Here is a 20,328-nt window from a genome sequence, read left to right as displayed (position 1 = left end):
CTGCATCGATTTGCTATCTGGTAAATTTTGAGGTCGGCGCGTAACTTTACTACCGGAGTTTTACCCGTGACAAAACAGGGATTCACTACCCGACAAGTCCATGCCGATCGCATGCTTAACACGCCAGAACACGGCGGTGTCCATACTAGTACATCAAATTCTGTGCTGTTTGAATTTAAAGATGCTCAAGGCATTATTGATGCCTTTCAGGGTAAACGTGCCGCGCATGTTTATTCTCGCTCTTCGTCACCATCTGTGGCCGCGTTGCAAAACATGCTTAATCAGCTAGAAGGGGGAGTGGGCACACTTTGCTTTAGCACGGGAATGGCAGCCATCAGTAGCACCTTGTTTGCGCTGCTTAAGGCAGGCGATCATCTTATTGTTAGTCAGTATCTGTTTGGTAATACGCGCAGTTTTTTTGAAACCTTGAAAGACTTCGGTATTCACGTGACTTACACCGATGTGACCGATATTGAACAGGTTGTGGATGCATACCAGCCCAATACTAAAGGGGTTTACTGTGAAACCGTGGCCAATCCGGTTACCCAAGTTTCAGATTTGCATGCCATAGGGCAGTTTTGTGAAGAGAAGCACATTCTCTTTATGGTTGATAATACAATGACGCCGCCTCCGCTTTGTTACGCAAAAGATTATAAAGCGTCACTGATATTTTGTTCGTTAACTAAATACATTGCAGGTCACGGCAACGTGCTTGGTGGTGCTGTTACCGATACCGGTCATTTTAACTGGGAAAAATACAGCAATATTAAACCCGCTTACAAGGTAGCCGACACGGCGCAGTGGGGAATTACACAAATTAAGAAAAAGGGCCTGAGAGATTTAGGCGCTACACTTGCGCCAGAGTCGGCCACCGCCATTGCAGTAGGCATGGAAACCCTTGGACTTCGCCTTCAGCGCAGTCAGCAGAACGCGTTAAAGTTAGCCACATTCCTCGATAACCACCACAGCGTGAGTGAGGTTTTTTACCCTGGTCTTGCTGACCATCCACAGCATTTTATGGCTCGAGAGCAGTTGAGTAATGGCTACGGTGCCATCTTAAGTTTTAATTTAGTGGGTAATATCGACCCAGTAGCGTTTTTAAACGAAATGGAGCTGGTAATTTGCGCCACGCATTTGGGTGACAATAGAACACTGGCGTTACCAGTAGCGCCTACTATCTACTTTGAAAATACCGCTGAAGAGCGAGAGAAGATGGGTGTATCAGACAACATGCTTCGCATTTCAGTGGGTATTGAAGATACCGACGACCTTATTGCCGACTTTAGAAATGCGCTACATGCAGTAGCTAGCTAGTAGTTAGGCAACACAACACATACAAAAAAGGGGGACGCATTGCGTCCCCCTTTTTGCGTTATGATAACGTATTACTAGTTCAAAGTTTCGGTAATAACACTCTCTATGATATGAAGTGTTCCGTTTGAAGCTTTAATATCAGTTGTCGTTACTATTGCACCTTCAACCATCAACGCTGTTTGTGGCAGGGTTACGTTTGACCACACATCGTTTACACCATCACCCGAGTTTTCACCCGCTGCGCTGTCATTAGCGAAGAAATAAAGTGGGCGGCCCTGAAATGTAGCTTGCACACTGCCGTCGTTACGCTCTACCGATGAAAGGCCAGGCGTTCCTGAAGCGTTTGCGTCAGTGACCAAAAGCGGCATCCAAGTATCTGCACATGCATCATTACAGTTACTCGTTGCACTGCCAAGGTCATTGTCAAAAGTGTAAAGCGTAAAGCCTGCATTGTCACTTCCCGCACCGCCTACCAAACGACCGTTTGCAACGTCATAGGCAACTTCGTCGTCTTGAGTATTTTCACCTTGCGTAAAGTTTATAATGTCTACTGCAACATCTTCGCCAGATACTGTATCTACCGCAGTTCCATTAGCAGCAAATGCATCTACTGCGCCTACTTCTGCGTCAGCAATTACGTGTTGGAGTAACACTTGTGATAGTGCGTCGGTATCTGCGAGCAAACCACTTAGTGCAGTGTCTTCTATTTTATCGAATGCAGTGTTGGTTGGAGCGAAAACGGTAAAAGTTGCCGTCTCATCATCTAACGTGTCAACTAAATCTGCGGCACTTAATGCTGCGACAAGTGTTGAGAAATCATCGTTGCCCGCAGCAATATCTGCGATAGTTTGCGAACTTGCATCCGTCTCTTCAATTGGCAGTATGACTTGGTCTACAACGTGAATTACTCCGTTGTCAGCCATAATATCGGTTTGAGACACAAGTGATGAATTAACGTAAAGGTCAGTTCCTGATAGCGATAAAGCGACTTCGCTGCCATTTACTGTTTCTACTTTGTTCTCAGCCGATTGAGCTATTTGAACCGCACCATCTTGAAGTACTGTTGCACCTTGAACTACGTGGTAGGTGAGAACTTCTGTTAATGCATCAGCGTCTTGCGCAAGTGCATCTAAGGTCGCATCATCAACAGCATCAAATGCTGCATTTGATGGTGCAAAAACAGTAAACTCTGTTGAAGTGTCAGCAAGGGTTGTGTCTAAACCAGTCGACTGCAATAACTCAACTAGCGTTGAAAAGTTTTCGTTTCCTGCTGCAACATCGACAATCGACATCGCTGGAGTAGGTAATTCAACATCGCCTACAATAACCGTGTCGATTACGTGAATAATACCGTTGTTTGCTTGTATGTTTGATACCACAACAGTAGCGCCGCCCACGGTCAACGAGTCAGTTTCTTCGTTGATCAAAATTGGTACAGATGCGCCTGAAACGGTTTCTATACTGGTGCCGTTTAGAGAAAACGCAGTTACACTATCCGCTTCCACGTCAGCCACTACGTGCTGTAGCAATACTGCACTTAACGCATCTGTGTCTTCTAGCAAAGCAGCCAGTGTGCCCTCATCAATCATATCAAAGGCATCGTTTGTTGGCGCAAAAACTGTAAACGTTGCATCAGGATTATCAAGGGTACTCACCAAATCAGCTTCAGTCAGAGCCGCTACTAATGTAGAAAATTGCTCATCGCCCGCAGCAACTTGCGCTATTGTGCTGTCGCTCGCGTCAACAAATTCAGGAGGCATCAATACGGCATCTATTACGTGAATGATACCGTTGTCTGTTGCGATATCGGTCATTGTCACAGTAGCAGTGTTAACTAAAAGGTTATCGCCAGAAAGTGAAAGGGCGATTGAGTCGCCATTAACTGTTTCAACCAAACTTCCCGCTTGCCCAATCGCCGCTTCGGCATTAACTTCTGTCGAAAGAACGTGATAAGTGAGGATGTCGGCAAGTGTATCTGTGTCTGCAAGTAATGCATCAATTGTTTCCTGCCCAAGCGCTTCAAAAGCATCATCGGTAGGAGCAAATACAGTAAAGGTACCATCTTCATCGTCAAGTGTGGTTACTAGATCAGCCGCTTCCAGGGCTGCAACTAGCGTCGTAAAGTTTCCATCTGCGACAGCAACATCAACAATTGTCGTTGCCTCTGGTGGTGGAACAGGTTGTGGTGCTGGTGAGTCGTCGTCATCATCTAACCAACAACCCGAAAGGGTGAGCGGAACCGCCAAAAAAGCTACTTTCACTTTTAAATTCATACTTAATTTTCCTTTTATTAACAAACGTTACGAGAGGTGATACGCAACCTTTATTTATAAAGTTCTACTAAAGTAGCATGATTAAAACTTCTTAATTTTAAAGATTAAACCGGCTTGTAATCATCAATTTTAAGAGCCGTACAAGAAAGCGAAAATAAATTAAAAGACATCTATAGTACTGATATTAAGGTTTAATATTGATGGTCTTGGTTTTTCTGGTTCGTATTTTTATGAATTTAGAACTAAAGGAAGTGAGCCTTCTTTTAGTATTGAAATGGCTTTTTGAGGAAAAAATAAAGAAATATTGAACTACTTCTAATTCGTGAGGACTAACAAGTGTGTGTGAACAGAAAGTTAATTTTTCTTCTGTTTCAAAATGTGTGTTCCAAGTTGAGTGTGTTTCTTGCCCCGCCAATGTAGCGGGGCTTTTTTATGCTTGATTGGCACTAGTTTAATTGACTGGTTTAAACGCTGGGTTAGTCGTTAATTAATGCTTCTACATCTGCCACAAAGCTGGCATCGGTTGGCTTTGTAGAGCTTGGGTAGTGCGTTATCTTAGTGCCCGTTTTATCAATCAGGTACTTATTAAAGTTCCACGACGGTGACTTACCTGTGGCTGCTTTCAACATGCGATACATTGGGTCTGCATCGTCGCCGCGCACTGACGTTGGTTCAAACATTGGAAATTTCACGCCATAGGTTAGCTCGCATAGCTCCGCCGTTTTGCCTTCGTCTTTTGCTTCTTGGTTAAAGTCGTGAGATGGAAAGCCTAATACCACAAAGTCATCGTCTTTATATTCGCTGTATAGGGCTTCTAGTCCTTCAAATTGAGGTGTGAAACCACAATAGCTTGCCGTGTTAACAACAAGAACGGCCTTGCCAGCATACTGATCGCATAAATTAACGGTTTCTTGAGAATTCAGTTTACGCTTCATAAACTTTAATACACTAGGACATTCGTTTGCCATCACCGGCTGGAAAAGCAAAGCAGCTATGGTGACAACACCTGCAGTAATTCCTTTCAATTTCATTGTTCGTACCCTCTGACATAACATGTGGACTTGGTTTTTTTAAAGCGCTATTGGCAAAATAAAACGCTACTTGCGAAGTTATACGGTTCCGGTTTGTAAAAAGGAACATTAATAACCGTGTTTGTTATGCGTTTGTTGCACTAACGATAACGATGAGTGTTGACTACATGAATGTAGCTTTGCGTATAATGCCAGTGGGTTTCACATAACAATGATGAAAAAAATGAAAAAATATAAAGCATTGCTTATCGCCGCCAGCGTAACGGTTGCACTAGGTGGTTGTGTAAGCACTAACGATAAGAAAGACACAAATACAGTTACACCATCAAATAATATTCAGTCGATGGTTACGCCACAAACGGCAGAGATGTCTGCAGCTAGTGAGGGTGAAATTACCCTAGAAAGAATTATGTCCGACCCGCAGTGGATAGGTGCATTGCCCACTAACATGGGGTGGTCGGTTGATGGCAGCGCCATTGTTTTTGAGCGTGAAAAACAAAATAGTACGCTCACCGATGTATTTGCTGTAAAGGCGAGTACCCTCAAAAACGAAGCAAAAGTCCCATTAGCCGACATGCATAAGTATCGGTTCGATGAGAGGGTAGTGAGGGATGATGGCGTTGTTGCTTACACGTTTGAAGATAGCGTGTACGTGCAATTTACCAATGGGAACACGGTGCAGCTTACGCGCGGTGGAAATGCACTATCTACACTCACGTTTATGACCGATGGGCGCTTAATGGCGTTAAGCGGAAACAAGTTTATTGCTATCGACCTAACCAATGGCGTAAGAGAAGAATTAGTAAGCTGGGTATTCGATGATAAGCCAGAGCCGGTAAAGCCAGCAAAAGACTATATTGCCGAAGAGCAGCAATCTCTCATTGAGTATATTAAGTTACAAAGACAAATAAGCGAAGAGCGTGATAGCGCCAGTGCGCAACTTGCGGCTGCCAATAAAGCGGTAGCTCCAGAACCGTTTTATTTCGACAAATCACATCGCTTAGCTGGCATTAGCGTATCACCTGCTGGAAATTTTGCTGTAGTGGCAACCACTGAAAGCAAGCCTACCCGTGATGATAGCGACATCATGCCCCATTATATTCAAGAAGATAGCCGTATTGCGGCTAAATCAGTAAGACAACGTGTGGCCGATGCCGAGCCTGTAAACCACGAACTGTGGCTTCTCAATTTATCTACCGGTGAAAAACAAGCGTTAAATTATTTCGACTTGCCTGGGTATAACGACGACGTATTGGCCGATGTGAAAACCGAAAATGCAAAGGCAAATGGTGAAACCTACGAAGTAAACAGGTTGCCTCGCCCAATAACATTATTACAAAGCTGGTACTGGACCAAGCCATCTATACGCTGGCATAAAAACGGCAACGCAGTGGCTGTTATGTTAGAAGCGTGGGACAACAAAGACAGATGGATTGCCACCGTCGACTTAGACAGCAAAACGCTTGAAAACCAACACCGCCTTCATGATGACGCATGGGTAAACTATCGCTTTAACTCTTTTGATTGGTTAAATAACAGCGAGACGTTGTACTTTCAATCTGAACATACAGGCTATTCGCACCTATATTTACAAACACCTGGCGAAGCGCCCGTTGCGCTAACTAGCGGCAACTATATTGTTGATGACCTTACGTTAACCGCTGATGATCAATACATCTACTATAAAGCAAACAGCGAACACCCAGGTATTTATGAAATTTACCGTGTCAATACGCAAACAAAGGCCATTGAAACCCTAACCGATCTTAACGGCATCACCGATTACACGCTCAGTCCAGATGATGCTACTTTGCTTTTAAGCCACAGTAAGGTAAATCAGCCAGCTGAACTTTACGTGAAATCGTCTGCTAGCCAACAAAAGGCGCAACAAATTACGTCTAGCACCAGCGAGGATTTCGCTTCGCTGCCATGGGCTGTGCCGCAAATTGTTGCCATTGAATCTTCACATACCGACGCACCAATTTATGCTCGTGTTTACCTGCCTGAAGGGTATGACAGCACAAAGAAAAACAAAGCGGTTGTGTTTAATCATGGCGCGGGCTATTTACAAAATGCCCATATGGGGTGGTCGGGCTATTTCCGCGAGTACATGTTCCATAGCATGTTGGTACAACAAGGTTATGTGGTGCTAGATATGGATTACCGTGCCTCTGCTGGCTATGGCAGAGATTGGCGAACGGCTATTTATCGTCAAATGGGCACGCCAGAGGTGCAGGATTTACGCGATGGCATCAACTATTTAGTAGAAAATGCTAACGTAGACAGAGAGCGCATTGGCACATATGGCGGTTCATACGGTGGGTTCTTAACCTTTATGTCTATGTTCACAGCGCCAGATTTATTTGCTGCTGGTGCCGCGTTAAGACCGGTTACCGATTGGGCGCATTACAATACGCCGTATACATCTAATATCCTCAATACGCCTGATGTGGACCCCATTGCCTACGAGCGCAGTTCACCTATTTATTTTGCAGAAGGGTTAGAAAAACCACTGCTGATAAATGCGCCTATGGTTGATGATAACGTCTTTTTCCACGATACCGTTCGTTTGGTACAACGGTTAATTGAACTAGAAAAAGAAGATTTTGAAACGGCAATATACCCTGTAGAGCCACACGGCTTCGTTCAGCCAAGTTCATGGTTAGATGAATACCGTAGGATCTATAAGTTATTTGAAGAAAATCTGTAGTCGTATTCAAGATTCATAAAAAAAGCCCAACATTCGTTGGGCTTTCTTTGGGTATTAGTTGAGCTATTACAAATAACGTTTTACTCGTACAAAAGGGGCTCATAATCAATGAGCCCTTTTTTATGAGCCATTTTTACAAGCAGGCTTTTTTTCGGGCAAGACATTTATTCAAACAAACCCTCACTTCAACACAAAAACTTGCTCTACTGGAATTGCAAAATAAGCCGCAATTCTTAACGCGATGACCACCGATGGAGTGAAGCGTCCAGTCTCAACAGTGCTAATGGTCTTTCGAGATACGCCAATAGCGTCGGCGAGCTCTTGCTGAGAAATCTTATGCTGTAATCTAAGCTTGTGTATGTGGTTATCTAAATCTTCATTCATCAACCACTTCCTCGCCACGTTCCTCATCAAAATGCTCTTTTTCACGGTGCTCTTCCTCACGAAGGCTCCATAAAATCAACGCGCCATGGGTGGCCGCAGCCAAGCCAAGCAGCGTCTGAATTGCATCTGTCAGTCCAAAGGGAGCAATGAGTTCGACAAACCACTTATTGTCACCGCTATAAGCGAGAAAAATTGCGCCAATAACCATGATGTGACACGTAGCGCGAAGACTAGCCGAACTAACATGATCCACATACTCATCGTTAAATTTTAGCGTCCAAAAACCCATGCGCGTTATGTGTTTTGCAAATTTCATCGACTTTACTGACAGCACGATGCAATAAATAACGCTTACAAATAGCGTTAAATCCAAAATCCAATTAACAATTGAATCAGTGCCAGTAACTGTTTCTGAACACAATTGGGCGAACAGAAAAACCGCTAAAACAACACTGATTTTTCCCGTAATGCTTAAATATTGATGTTCCGTTTCTGGTAATACTGCTATTGATCTTGCCATTTTTATAATCCTTTTTTGAACGACGAACTTTTTATATGCGACGAACTCTTTGTTTGCGATAAAGGTGCCGCTGCTTGCACACTGTATTTGACATTACATGTGATACCTAAACACACCAAATGTAACCTCTAGGTATCAATGATACCCTAGGGTTACATAAATGCAAACTATTTTTTCATTTATTAGGTTAGTGAGCTTTGATATTGAGAAATTTTTGAGGCGGTGTTTGGGCTTTAATTGTTCAGAAGCTAACCACTCGTTGGCCAATCTTTGGCAAAGTTTAGCTAACCTTTAGGCAATCTTAAGTAGCCAATCTTAAGCCAAAAAATACTGCCAGTAGGTGCCTTGTAACCGGTGTAAGACGAAGTTAGGAAAAACGTGGCGTAGGAGAAAAAAAGGTTAAAAAGTGAGTTAACTAGGAAACGCCCGCATATTTAAGCAAACAGCGGGCGAGCAACAATGTAGGCAATAAAGCGAAACTTTGAAGCTATGACAAGCGAAGCTTATTAAAATATAAGCTATAAAAGGCTACGCCCGCTTTGCAGTACTTATCATGAGTAGAAATATAATCAATCCGCCTATTGCGCCAAACATATGGGCATCAACGGCTACTTTTGCATCAATAAGCTCAGCAACCTGAGAGCTACTGCCATTGTATTGTTCGTAACCTACTTTAATCGCAATGCCTATGAGCAATAGCCACCCCGATGTCATTTTTTCTTTGATATCCATACAGGCTCCCCATACAAATAAGCCGTGTAACGCACCCGATAAACCCGCATACCAAATCAGGTTTTCTGAAAAGAAATAGAGGCCTGCGCTGGTGGCTATACAGCACCATATAAACACTTTTAAAAATCGAGCTGGCAGGTAGTGCTCGCCATGTAGGGCCCAGAGTAAAATTAGCCCAACGATATTAAGCAATAAATGATACCCATTGGTATGCACAAAATTACCCGTGATCAAGCGCCACGTATCCAGCCCTTGTATGGCGTAACGGTCGTAAGCAAGCCATTCGCTTGCTTGTGGTTCAAAGAAAAAGGCAATCAAAGCGCAGAGCGCTATTATTAAAGGGCCTGCACTGTACTTAAACGAAAACGGCAGTGAAATCATCAGCGTTAGTTATTTTTTTATTTTGAATTTGCTCGCTATGATACAGAAAATTACCCTACGGGTGAAAATAGATATGCGCCCGATACCATAAAAATGTCGACAGAGAAGGAAAGATAATGTCCTTAGTTTTAACTTCGCAAAGTAACCATACCCTTACCATTACTATAAACAGACCGGACAAAAAGAACGCATTAACCCGAGAAATGTATCAGCTAATGGCAGATGCGCTTTTAAGCATTAAAAATGATGGCGTAACAAAAGCTGTTGTAATTAAAGGAAACGGCGACTGTTTTACCGCGGGCAACGATATCAACGATTTTGCCGCACAAAAAGAAGGGGGCCAGGTACCCGAAACGGCGGCGTTCATGCGTTCACTGATGACCTGTCCTGTGCCCGTTATTGCACAAGTGCACGGGTTAGCAGTAGGAATAGGAACCACGTTGCTATTACATTGTGATTTTGTTTATGCCACACAAGACAGCCGATTTGTTCTCCCTTTCATCAATTTAGGGCTTGTTCCTGAATATGCATCAAGTTATCTTTTACCCAAAGTGGCGGGACACGTGAAAGCTGCTCAGTGGTTGATGCTAGGCGAACCATTCACAGCCGATGACGCATATCAATTTGGCATGCTTACTGAGGTGGTGTCGTCACAAACCATCGATGATGCAGTTTCAGCAACCGTTCAAAAATTGATAAGTAAACCCAGCTTTGCCTTATTGCAGACAAAAGCGCTACTCAAAGGTGAGGCAGATTATGTCAATCAGCAAATGAATGCCGAATTTGATATTTTTCTAGAAGCGCTGCGTACTCCTGCTGCACAAGAAGCATTTGATGCGTTCTTGAAAAAGCGTCCCATTAACCCAGAGAAATTTAAATAAGAGGAAACACGATTTTGAGGTTCAGTTCTTTGTTAAGCACGTCAGTATTGGCTTTTGCATTAACCGGCAGTTTACTTTCCAATGTACACGGTAAACAGGCTCGCGAAGTCGGCGAGCCCGAAGCGGCCACTGGGTATGTTGAAAAGAAAGCATTTGAGGCCGACGAATACATGGTGGTTGCTGCTAACCCCTATGCATCATGGGCGGGAAAGAACGTCATTGAAAAAGGCGGCAGTGCAATAGACGCCGCAATAGCCATACAATCTATGCTTACTTTGGTAGAACCTCAATCTTCAGGCATTGGTGGCGGTGCGTTCATTCTTTACTGGGATAACAAAAACAAAGTGCTGCACACTTTTGATGGCAGAGAGTCTGCGCCGAAAGCTGTCAACTCGCATTGGTTTATCAAAAGTAATAAGCCAATGCGTTGGATTGATGCTGTAGTTGGCGGTAAATCGGTGGGCGTGCCAGGCGCCGTAAAAGCCCTTGAACTAGCCCATGCTGAGTTTGGTACGCTACCGTGGAATACCTTGTTCGACGACGCCATTAATACGGCCAAAAACGGCTTTAAAGTTTCACCCCGTTTAGCCAAATTGGTTGCTTTAGACTATCACCCAGGTCTAAAAAAGTTTCCTGCTAGCTCTACCTATTTTTTCCCGGCAGGTATGCCGTTAAAAGAAGGGACAACCAAGAAAAATAGAAAATTAGCCAAAACCCTGAAAGGCATTGCCGATAATGGCAGTGATTATTTGCTTAAAGGCGAGCTGGCACAGGAAATTGTGGACGCAGTAAACTCTGCAGAAATAAATCCTGGAAGCATGTCTCTTGAAGACTTGGAAAATTATGAGGCCATCAAGCGTAATGCAGTGTGCGGTAACTACCATGCAAAACGCATTTGCGGCATGCCGCCACCAAGTTCAGGTGGCGTCAATGTGTTTCAAATCTTAAAGATGCTTGAAGATAAAAACATTGGTGCATACTCACCAGACTCGGCAGAGTTCGCTCACTTATACACTCAAGCAAGTGCGCTTTCCTATGCCGACAGAGAAAAATACATAGCAGATAGTGACTATACTAACTTGCCATTTGCAGCCATGATCAATACAGCCTACTTACAGCGCAGAGCCGAAGGCATCAGCTTGGATGAAAAGTGGCATCGAGCGAGAGCAGGCAATCCCTACGCTGGCACAGAAATAGCCATGGGCACATCGATGGAGTTACCTAACACGTCCCACGTTTCTATCGTCGATAAAGATGGAAATGCGGTTTCTATGACAACCAGCATCGAATTCATGTTTGGCTCAGGTATTATGGTAGGTGGCTTCTTACTCAATAACCAGCTAACCGACTTTTCTTTCTCGCCAACAAAAAACCGTTTCCCAGTTCCTAACCGCGTTGAACCTGGTAAACGTCCACGTAGTGCTATGAGCCCAACCATGGTGTTTGATGAAGAAGGTGAGTTAGAAGTGGTAGTAGGCTCACCAGGTGGTTCAAGAATTGTAAGCTATGTTGCTCAAACCCTTATAGGTATGATTGATTTTGATCTTAACATTCAAGAGGCGATAAACCTTCCTAAGATCACCAATAGAAACGACTACACTGCGTTAGAAAAGGGTACGCCTATTGCTGAATTAGAGGAGCCGCTTAAAGCGCTTGGGCATAATGTTAAGGTTATTGATTTAAACAGTGGGCTACATGGCATTCAGTTTAAATCTGGAAAATTAATTGGCGGCGCAGACCCTCGAAGAGAAGGTATTGCTGTCGGTAAATGATTGCTTTGCGTTTGTGCAAAGTAGCAAAGAGCAACATCGATAAAAAAAAGGGAAACGAAACATGGATTTTGTGCTGAACGTGTTAATTTGGGTTGGTGTTGTTATTTTTGCGCTATTTTTTATTGGCTTTATGGCAGCGGTAAAGTTAAACAAGCGCCAAGACAGCAACAGCGATGATAAGCCATAAGCGTTAATAACCTATGAAGCCTGCATGGCTATTACAGGGTTAACGACCTTTATTCGGTTAAAGACCTTTATTCGGTTAAAGACTTTGTAAAACGAAACAGCCCAAGGTGTGAACGCCTTGGGCTGTTTTGTATAAGAGTTTTGTGTAAGGGTTTTTTAAGAGATCTAGCTTTGTGCTTGTGACGCAACATTACTTGTCGAGGTCGTGAGCACGAAACGCATTGGGCAGTAATTCACCAATAGTGGTTTCGTGCGAATCTCCACTCTTTGTTACCATAGTAACCGGCGTATCATCGCTGGCGAATTCTGCAATTTTTTGTCGACAGCCTCCGCACGGAAAACACAGTTCTTCATTTGGGCTCGCAATAACAATGTGACCAATGCGTTTGTGTCCGTTTGACACCATATTGCCAATTGCAGTGGCCTCAGCACATTGCCCTAACGGAAACGCAGCGCTTTCAACATTACAGCCTGCGAAAGTCTCCCCAGTACTTGTTTCGATGGCGGCGCCAACTTTAAAGTTAGAGTAGGGGGAATGTGAGTGTTGCTGTGCATTAAATGCAAGTTGTGAAAGTTGTTCTAGGTTATTTTTCTTCATGGGTACCTTTGTTACCCGCCTAATGCACTTTACTTTTCCTATCAAATGCGAGAAGGTTGGCGGCATCAGCGCCGCTTCAAGTGTATGCTTCTTATACTGGCGGTTTTTTCTTTTTCTACAGAATGCTTTTTTACCATGCGCAGAAACGTTAGTCTCATCTTTTTTTCTTTATTCGTTTGTATTTTAACCGGTTGCGCACAAACGCAGCCTGTCGAGCAACGCAGTCAAATGGGGAACTTGCTTTTAGCAGAGCCAGCACCCGCGAATCCACGTTCGCAAATGGCCATTGCCCGCTATAATCAAGTACTCACGAGTACCGCATTATCAGATGACGACAAAGCAGAACTTCACTTCCAGCGCGGTATGTTGTACGACAGCGTAGGGCTAAACGGTTTAGCTCAGTTTGACTATAGCCAAGCGATAAATTTAAAGCCTGACCTTGCTGAAGCTTATAATTCAATTGGCATTCACTACATTCAACAAAACGACTTCATTCAAGCGTATGAGGCGTTCGATTCAACGTTAGAAATTAACCCAGATCTAGATTTTGCTTTTTTAAATCGCGGTATTGCACTTTACTACGGCGGCAGGGCAGAACTTGCCACAGGCGATTTAGAAACCTTCTTTAAAAAGGACGAAAAAGACCCGTTTAGAGCGTTATGGTCGTATTTTGCTAATTACGCTATTTCACCACAGCAAGGCGCCGAGTATTTGGCGTCGGTTAGGCCGTTACTCGATAACGAGCATTGGGCCACTTCGTTAATCGATTTGTTTCTGGGTGTTGTTGACGAGAACACCGTACTGAACTCTTTGCTACAGGGCATTACCAGTCAAAAAGCGCTTACGGACAGACTTTGCGAAGCGTACTTTTACCTAGGTAAGTTCCACAGTCAAAATGGCAATAGGGGAATAGCGTCAAATTACTTCAAATTGGCGCTTAGCACGAATGTTTATGACTACGTTGAACACCGCTACGCTCGGTTAGAGTTGAGCCGACTGCGTCAGCGCACAGCTGAAGTGTCCACTGATGATGAATAAATAAGCCTAGCCCATGCGCGGTTTATTCCTAGCAGTGTTCGCACTGCTCATTGTAGTGGGCGACGCTGGTCGCTACGCACCTCAGCTTGTGGCTAATGCGACAACCGCGCTTTCCTATGTGCGAGAGCAAGCCGCGTCTCACGTTGAGCCTAGCGCACAGTCTCAAGATCAGGCACAGCTCCAAAAACAACCCCAAGCACAGCTAAAGCTACCATCCGAATTGACTGCTGAAAACACCTATCGGGTGCGAGCTGCATTCGCCCTACTGTGGCACGCAGCACAATTAAATAGCGATGAAGCACAGAAAACACTAATGACGTCTATTGAAGAGGTTACGTCTAATCAGTTAAACCCAGAGTCAAGTTTTCCAACCCCGCCAGGGGAATCTGACGATTCAGATGAGCTATCCCAACAACGGGTAAACGAACAAACAGCCGCCACCACTTCAGCTCAAGTAAGTAAGCTAGATCCCATATATTGGCTTGAGAACCTGGTGTCGTTAGATAATGCAGACGCAGCGTGGTTGCTATACCAGCTTATAGGTGAGGAGAGTGCTTCTGAGCGTTTTATGGCACTTGCCGCTAAAGGCAATGTTGCTGAAGCGCAATTGGCGTACGCCATGTCGTCGCAGTCACCTGACAAGCGTGAGAAGTGGTTAATTCGCGCTGCCGAACAGGAATATTTGCCTGCCCAAGCGGCACTGGCCGACTGGTATTTGCTGCATGATCAAAACAAGAAAGCCAAGCCTTTACTTGCTGCCACGGCATCATTAGATATGCAAAGCGCATTTAAATATGGCCGGTTGTTATGGGATGAGGGCAACATTGATGAAGCAAAAATTTACTTAACGAAAGCCGCTAACCTCGGTCAGCAACAGGCTAAAGATGCGCTTGCCATTACACAGCGTTACAGCGTAACAGCGCTTGGCGATGTAAAGCCGTTTGACTGGGCTGGTGGCAATCAGTGTTTGCAACGAATTCAGCCATTTGCGGCCTCGCTGGCTACCATGATCCGTGCCGATAGTTTTTATCGCCAATTCAATGATGACGAGCGGCTAGCGTCGCTGTCGCTGTGTGTTGCCCCGCCAATTTGGTTACCAAAAGACGCGTTGTCATGCAGCGACGATTACAATAATAGAAACGTGCTGGGATGCGACGTAAAGCCATTAGCTAATATCGCGAAAAAGAGGCAGTTTAGTCATGCGGTAGTGGTTGCTAAGCAAGGAAAGGCGAACGTTCAAAATGGGGTGATGTTTTTAGACATTGGTGATACGTATTCGGTGTTTGTGCACGAGTTAGCGCATTTTGCAGGTTTTGCCGATGAATATCCCATTGCCAGAAGTATGGCCAGAAAGATATGTGATATTCAGCGTATCAGTGACTTCTCTCCGCCAAACCTCGTGATTGATAGCCCGCACTATTACGCCCCTGTCGATACCGTGTCCCGGTGGGCGAAAATAGACCCCAACACAATAGTGGCGAAAGCCAAAACCTGTGAAGGCGTATCTAAAAATAGCTATAAGCCAAGCAGGCGCATTACCTTTATGGAACACCACGATACAGGAGCCATACCGCCACTTTACTTGGTGCTATGGCAACAGCAGCTAGAGAAACAGCAGGCTCAACGTCCTATATCGATGAATTTTTTCCAAGCATTTCACCACCAGGGCGACCAAAAAGAGGCCGCACACTGGCTTGCCAAATACGAAGCTTTTGTTGGTAAAACCTCTTAATAAAATAAAGACCCTTCAAACTATCTAGTTTCCAAGCGACGTTTGTGCGTCTTGTTTCAGTTCATTTACCCACATTGCTGTCGCGCCACAAATGGCTACGGGCATAATAATAAAGTTAACCACGGGAATAAGTGAAAACACATTCACCATCATGCCAAATGTTAGCGCTTTGCCTTTGTGTTCTGATAAATGAAGGCGCATGCGTGTAAAGGACACTTTATGGTTGTCGTAAGGATAATCACAGTACTGAATCGCCATCATCCAAGCGTTAAAGAGGAACCACAGTACTTGGCCAATAACGGGTAGTAGAAAAAAGAGAATAAGGAAACCAATAGCGCGAGGTAAATACCATGCGAGCTTAGTCAATTCTCGACCAATAGTGCGCGGTATGTCTTTAACCAATGCCATTACACCTTCATCCCCTAAAGCCTCACCGGATAAATGGCGCTCTACTTTTTCTGACAAAACGCCGTTAAAAGGTGCGGCAATCCAATTGGCAAGGGTGCCAAAAATAAGCGCAAATATTAATAAAACGCTTATTACTGCCAGTGGCCACAATAAAAAGGTAATTGCTGTTTTGACCCATCCTAACCATTCTGGGACTAAATTAATCACATAGGAGATACCGGTTTCAATTTGGCCGAATAAGAAATAAAAGGCCAACGAAAACAAAATAAGGTTAATGCTGAAGGGAACAAAAACGAACCGCTTTAGCCCTTTGGTTTTAATAAGCGAAAAACCCATAAAAAAATAGTGTACGCCGCCAGAACTCATTCGCTCTCCTTTGATAAATCAGCTGCTTCGGTGATATAAAACGTCATAAAAATAATAGTAACATCTTAATATCAAGGGGCGTCAGACTTAAATGTTAATTGTTACAAGCTGTATGTTTTGGTAGAGTCCTTGGAATAATAACAACTAAAACAAAGTGCTATTGCAGTGTACGTGTAATGGTATTTTAATTGGTATACGCAACTAACGTGATTACCCTTAATTCTCCGCCTAGCTATTTACTTCACTGCATAGTTAACATCCTAGTTGACTATCCGCTTAGCTATTTAGCTAAAAATCACCCTAAGTCCCAACAACAGTGTTCAGCAGGGGCGCATCACTTTTCCTGTAACACTCGTGGTTCTTTTTTCATGGCTAGCACTGTGCGTATGTCTGGCACTGTGAGTTCGAGTGGTGCTGTGCACATAGATGGCAGCCATCCACTGGGGAATGTGTGTGCGACTTAAAAAGATAAAGCTTGCGGGCTTTAAATCTTTCGTTGAGCCTACCTCGATACCATTTCCTGGTGAAATGACGGCTGTGGTTGGGCCAAACGGTTGCGGAAAATCTAACGTTATTGATGCAGTTCGTTGGGTGCTCGGCGAGAGTTCAGCTAAGAACTTGCGCGGCGACGCCATGACCGACGTTATCTTTAATGGTTCATCATCGCGAAAGCCCGTTGGCCAATGTAGCGTTGAATTGATATTCGACAATAGCTCTGGGCGCATATCTGGCGAGTATGCTAATTACAATGAGCTGTCTGTTAAACGTCTAGTTACTCGAGAAGCGCAATCGACTTATTTCCTTAATGGAGCGAAATGTCGTCGACGGGACGTCACCGATCTATTTTTGGGAACCGGGCTAGGGCCGCGCTCTTACGCTATTATCGAGCAAGGTATGATATCGCGCTTGATAGAGTCTAAGCCGCAAGAGTTAAGAGTATTCATTGAAGAAGCGGCAGGTATTTCTAAGTACAAAGAGCGCAGACGAGAAACAGAAAACAGAATAAAGCATACCCAAGACAATTTAGAGCGCCTTACCGATGTCAGGGATGAATTGGGTAGGCAGCTAGAAAAACTGCAAAGACAAGCCGCAGCAGCAACAAAATATAAAGCGTTGAGAGCGCAAGCGAGAGATCTTAAAGGGCAGTTGGCAGCCATTCGGTTTTTGAAAAACAGCGAACACATAGACAAGTTAGAACAAAACAAAAGTGGGCTCACCGCTGAGATGGAAGGGTTAATTGCTCGCCAGCAAGGTGATGAAGCGGGCGCAATGGCCTATAAAGAGCAGCAAGCAGAGTTAAAACAGTCTATAGATGATTTGCAACAGTCACTCTTCTCAACAAGCACTGCCATAACCCGTTTAGAGCAAAACGCGCTGCACGCCAAGCAAAGGGTATCGCAAGTAGAGCAGGAAATTGCGCGGTTAGCACAGCAACAAAGCCTATTAAGTACCTCCTTGAGTGAAGCACAATCCTCGCTATCTAGTTCTAATGCTGCCTTAGTCGATATTGAGCCGGAAATTGAGCTTAAAGAAGCGGAGCTGTATAGCGTAAAGGAGCGATTTGAAGACGCTGAGCAAGCACTGCGTGACTTTAATGCAAGGGCACGAGAGCAAGAATCCACTTATAATCAAGTAAAAAGCAAAGTGCAGCAATGCCATAGTCAAATTCAATCTTTGATGAGCGTGCAGCTAAGAACGTCACAGCGAATTTCTGACATTCAGCAAGAATTAGCACAAGCTGAGAATGAAGATTACGAAGAGCAAAGTGCGTTATTAGACGCGCAGCTAGAAGAAGCTGAAATTAATCAAAGTGAACAAAAAGATGCTATTCACGATATAGAGCAGGATGAATTACTGGCGTTAAATACGTTGAAGCAGCGTGCTTCTGAACTTGATAGCGTGAAAAATAAATGGCAATCCATACAGTCTAGCTACACGGCGTTGTCAGCGCTGCAAAGTGACGCTTCGCGACAGTTCGGCAGTGATGACAGTGAGGACGACGGCGGTAAAGAGAGTCATGACAGTAAAGATAACCATGATAGTAAAGAGAAAATAGCGGAAACTCTGTGGCAATCAATGAGTGCACCTGAGCGCCTTGCCCCGTGTATCGAAGTTATCCTCAATCAGTTCAACCAGCCTTTACTCGCAAATCAAAACGATATATCCGCACTTTATGACGCAAGCAGTGCGTTACCCAATGGCGTGCGAATTTATACACATGACGTTTTCATTACCAATGCTCATACGGGCACATTAGCGCATGCACTTCTTGAGCAGAAACAGAACGAAAAAGTACCTGGCTTTTTAAACGATATTTTTCTTTGCGAGACAGATAGCGAGCTATTTAGCGCGAACACCCAGCAGAAGTTAAAAGACACAGGCAAAAGTGCTATCTCATTAACGGGTTTATGGTGTGGTGCCAACTGGATATTGAAGCCAGGTGATATTGAAGACGGTGTATTGCAACGAGCAAATAAACTCTCACAACTTGAACTTGAACTCGTTGAATTAGAGCAGGCTAAAAGCGTTTGTATTGATGCAGTGGAAAGAGAAGAGCAAAACCTCAATCAGTTACGAGAGGCAAAGCAGCGTCTACAATCATCAATAATGGAAAGCGAAAGTGCCTTGCAGCAACTAAAAAACGCCCGCTCATTAATTGATATGCAGCAACAGCAGCAACAAGCCAGAAGCAAAAAATTATACGACGAGCTCTCATCTCAGCAAGTATTGCACAAAGACGAGGAAGCACAGTTAGAACAGCTTTCTGAAGATCTCGCCGTGCACGAGGCTCAGCTTATTGAGTCTGAGGATTACATGAGCGGCGTGGTTGAAAAGCGCGAGTTAGCAGAGCGCAATCTCAACGAGCTTCGCGGACAAGTTGAGATGCTAACGTCTACAAAACATGAACTTGCATTAAAGAAACAGCAGTTAGATAACCACCAGCGGCTGTATCGCGAACAGGTTACGCGTAATGAAAGTCAGATGAGCGAGTACGCTGAAACCACCGCCAGACTTAAAGACGAGCTGTCAAAACTTACTTCACCACAAGAACTTCAGCACGAAGAGCTACAGCACCTATTGCACACTAAATCGGAGCTTGAACAATCGCGCAGTGAAGCACTTGTGCGCTTAGAAGAGGTAGAGCAATGGCTGCGGGAAGCCGAAAAAGGGCAGCAGTCATTAGCGAAAGACATTCAAGCTAGGCAAGCACACATTGATTCTTTGAACATAGAAATTGAAGGCTTTCGTGTTCGTGCCAATACAGTATTAGAACAGCTTGACGAATCAAAGCAATCTCTCAAAATGCTTTTAGCTGAGTTGCCTACTGATGCTGATGAAACGCAATGGCAACAAGAGTTGGAAAAAACACAAGCGAGTTTGCAGCGTTTAGGCGCGGTGAACTTGGCCGCAGTGGAAGAGTTTGAAGCCCAATCTCAGCGAAAGGCCCATCTTGATGAGCAAAATAATGATTTAACCGACGCGCTTGAAACTCTTCAATCTGCTATTCGTAAAATTGATAAAGAGACAAGAACCCGTTTTTCGAATACCTTCGAACAGGTCAATGAGGATTTGAAAACCTTATTTCCAAAGGTGTTTGGCGGCGGCTCTGCCTACCTTGCACTGACCGATGAGGACTTGTTAGAAACTGGGGTAACCATAATGGCTCGGCCACCGGGCAAGAAAAATAGCACAATTCATCTTTTAAGCGGTGGAGAAAAAGCGTTAACCGCTTTATCATTGGTTTTTGCAATCTTTAGATTAAATCCGGCGCCGTTCTGCCTTCTTGATGAAGTTGATGCACCATTAGATGATGCAAACGTTGGGCGTTTTTGTAATTTGGTGTCGGAAATGTCGCAAACAGTGCAGTTTATTTATATAACCCATAATAAGATAGCGATGGAAATGGCAAGTCACCTTACTGGTGTCACAATGGCGGAGCCGGGCGTGTCACGGATGGTAGCCGTTGATGTTGACGAAGCCGTTGCATTCGCAGAAGCATAA

General features: G+C 44.2%; 15 protein-coding genes. 8 read left to right on the top strand and 7 right to left on the bottom strand.

What is annotated here, in order from left to right; translation table 11 throughout:
• Nucleotides 1-66 precede the first annotated feature (66 nt).
• Nucleotides 67-1,314 carry a cystathionine gamma-synthase family protein gene (locus AC27HD_RS02920; RefSeq protein WP_487103645.1) on the top strand — a complete coding sequence of 416 codons (1,248 nt, stop codon included), beginning with the start codon at nt 67-69 and terminating at the stop codon, nt 1,312-1,314.
• 74 nt (nt 1,315-1,388) lie between these two features.
• Here AC27HD_RS02920 and AC27HD_RS02915 read toward each other — a convergent pair whose 3' ends face one another.
• Nucleotides 1,389-3,587 carry a fasciclin domain-containing protein gene (locus tag AC27HD_RS02915; protein WP_487103643.1) on the bottom strand — a complete coding sequence of 733 codons (2,199 nt, stop codon included), beginning with the start codon at nt 3,585-3,587 and terminating at the stop codon, nt 1,389-1,391.
• Nucleotides 3,588-4,063: 476 nt separating this feature from the next.
• Entirely contained in the window at nt 4,064-4,618 is a 555-nt protein-coding gene (locus AC27HD_RS02910; RefSeq protein ID WP_487103641.1) for a glutathione peroxidase, read from the bottom strand.
• A gap of 223 nt (nt 4,619-4,841) precedes the next feature.
• Between AC27HD_RS02910 and AC27HD_RS02905 the strand changes: the two genes are divergently transcribed.
• Nucleotides 4,842-7,328, top strand: a complete 2,487-nt coding sequence (locus AC27HD_RS02905; protein WP_487103639.1) for a prolyl oligopeptidase family serine peptidase — start codon at nt 4,842-4,844, stop codon at nt 7,326-7,328.
• A gap of 180 nt (nt 7,329-7,508) precedes the next feature.
• On the opposite strand, the gene AC27HD_RS02900 is transcribed toward AC27HD_RS02905, so the two are convergent.
• The 3 genes from AC27HD_RS02900 to rrtA all read right to left on the bottom strand — a co-directional run bounded on the left by AC27HD_RS02900 (nt 7,509) and on the right by rrtA (nt 9,345).
• Nucleotides 7,509-7,712: a helix-turn-helix transcriptional regulator gene (locus AC27HD_RS02900; protein WP_032094247.1), complete on the bottom strand. Its 204-nt coding sequence runs from the start codon at nt 7,710-7,712 to the stop codon at nt 7,509-7,511.
• Entirely contained in the window at nt 7,705-8,232 is a 528-nt protein-coding gene (locus tag AC27HD_RS02895; protein ID WP_487103637.1) for a hypothetical protein, read from the bottom strand. Before AC27HD_RS02895 ends, AC27HD_RS02900 begins: the two co-directional genes overlap by 8 nt.
• A gap of 528 nt (nt 8,233-8,760) precedes the next feature.
• Nucleotides 8,761-9,345, bottom strand: a complete 585-nt coding sequence (rrtA, locus tag AC27HD_RS02890) for a rhombosortase (protein WP_032094245.1) — start codon at nt 9,343-9,345, stop codon at nt 8,761-8,763.
• Nucleotides 9,346-9,461: 116 nt separating this feature from the next.
• Here rrtA and AC27HD_RS02885 point away from each other — a divergent pair, with 116 nt between their 5' ends.
• From AC27HD_RS02885 to AC27HD_RS02875, 3 genes are all read left to right on the top strand, one after another.
• Entirely contained in the window at nt 9,462-10,226 is a 765-nt protein-coding gene (locus AC27HD_RS02885) for an enoyl-CoA hydratase (protein ID WP_487103635.1), read from the top strand.
• A 47-nt stretch (nt 10,227-10,273) separates the two neighbouring features.
• Entirely contained in the window at nt 10,274-11,998 is a 1,725-nt protein-coding gene (ggt, locus tag AC27HD_RS02880) for a gamma-glutamyltransferase (protein WP_487103904.1), read from the top strand.
• Nucleotides 11,999-12,059: 61 nt separating this feature from the next.
• Nucleotides 12,060-12,185: a hypothetical protein gene (locus AC27HD_RS02875; RefSeq protein ID WP_487103633.1), complete on the top strand. Its 126-nt coding sequence runs from the start codon at nt 12,060-12,062 to the stop codon at nt 12,183-12,185.
• 189 nt (nt 12,186-12,374) lie between these two features.
• Here AC27HD_RS02875 and cdd read toward each other — a convergent pair whose 3' ends face one another.
• Nucleotides 12,375-12,782: a cytidine deaminase gene (cdd, locus tag AC27HD_RS02870; protein ID WP_032094242.1), complete on the bottom strand. Its 408-nt coding sequence runs from the start codon at nt 12,780-12,782 to the stop codon at nt 12,375-12,377.
• Nucleotides 12,783-12,917: 135 nt separating this feature from the next.
• Between cdd and nlpI the strand changes: the two genes are divergently transcribed.
• Entirely contained in the window at nt 12,918-13,820 is a 903-nt protein-coding gene (gene nlpI / locus AC27HD_RS02865) for a lipoprotein NlpI (protein ID WP_487103631.1), read from the top strand.
• Nucleotides 13,821-13,833: 13 nt separating this feature from the next.
• Nucleotides 13,834-15,552, top strand: coding sequence for an SEL1-like repeat protein (locus AC27HD_RS02860; protein ID WP_487103629.1), 1,719 nt, complete (start codon nt 13,834-13,836; stop codon nt 15,550-15,552).
• 24 nt (nt 15,553-15,576) lie between these two features.
• On the opposite strand, the gene cysZ is transcribed toward AC27HD_RS02860, so the two are convergent.
• Nucleotides 15,577-16,326: a sulfate transporter CysZ gene (gene cysZ / locus AC27HD_RS02855; protein WP_487103627.1), complete on the bottom strand. Its 750-nt coding sequence runs from the start codon at nt 16,324-16,326 to the stop codon at nt 15,577-15,579.
• Nucleotides 16,327-16,779: 453 nt separating this feature from the next.
• On the opposite strand from cysZ, the gene smc reads away from it, so the two are divergent.
• A complete protein-coding gene (smc, locus tag AC27HD_RS02850) occupies nt 16,780-20,328 on the top strand; it encodes a chromosome segregation protein SMC (RefSeq protein ID WP_487103625.1) in 3,549 nt (1,182 codons plus the stop codon).

It is taken from the genome of Alteromonas sp. 4NS20-0143 (assembly GCF_057542855.1).
Note: the sequence above shows the minus strand (reverse complement) of the source record. Positions and strands in the feature narration are given on the sequence as shown.